Below are 793 nucleotides of genomic sequence, written 5' to 3' on the forward strand. Positions count from 1 at the left end.
TTAGTATAGTACTTCATAAAATATCTTCGTTTCTTCTTCGTGAAAACAGTTTACTTATCGGTAAACTCATCGGGAGCCCAAGTGGCGATTTCATTCCCAGGTGCAGCGACTACAAGCCATTGCTCACATAGGACACCAGCTTGCCAACATTCATAATAATCATGAAAACCATTTAAAAAAATAATTTGTCCACTCTCTAATGTAATAATTAAATGAGGGCTTTCTAAGCCAAGTTGTATATCGGTAACTTTTTGTCTTCTTATCTTACATATTCTTTCATATTCTTCTTTCTCAGAATAAACTTCAAATTCATCTTCATTTAATGGGTAGCTTTTTTGAGGTTTATTAAATAAACACCATTTGGATTCGATATTGATATATAATTGTCCGTCATAATCAACTGAGTCGTGAAAGTTTGTGAAATGAATCTTTATAGCGCCTGGAGAAATACCAAATTGTAATCCATCAACTTGTGATCCGATGAATAGATTTTTTAACACTTTTTCAGCGTGAATTTTATCCTCTGTATTCATTATTGAATTCCTCCTTTTCATAAAAATACACCTTATATTTTTATTGTAATAAATAAATTTTCATGTAAAATGAACCTTTTGTGAAAAACGAGCGAATATAGTGTGAAGGATTATGAGAGGGGAACGGAGCTTTGGATGAAGTACAATTAAAAGAATGGCTATATAAACGAAAGTATGTTATCTAAAAAAGACCTTGAGAAAGTGTTACTTTCGATTGCTGAATAGATATTTAGTAAAAAAAGCAACTAATAATTATATTA

1 protein-coding gene is annotated in these 793 nt (G+C 30.9%); it reads right to left on the reverse strand.

All coding sequences use genetic code 11. The features are described 5' to 3' along the window. Positions 1-50: 50 nt before the first annotated feature. Positions 51-533, reverse strand: coding sequence for a hypothetical protein (locus GBN78_RS29875; RefSeq protein ID WP_001090913.1), 483 nt, complete (start codon positions 531-533; stop codon positions 51-53). Positions 534-793 lie beyond the last annotated feature (260 nt).

Source organism: Bacillus sp. B2-WWTP-C-10-Post-4 (genome assembly GCF_009183805.1).
GTDB lineage: Bacteria > Bacillota > Bacilli > Bacillales > Bacillaceae_G > Bacillus_A > Bacillus_A cereus.

Bases quoted from the DNA above. Each gene is read 5' to 3' on its own strand.
- GBN78_RS29875 (WP_001090913.1), bottom strand. From the start codon at position 533: ATGAATACAGAGGATAAAATTCACGCTGAAAAAGTGTTAAAAAATCTA.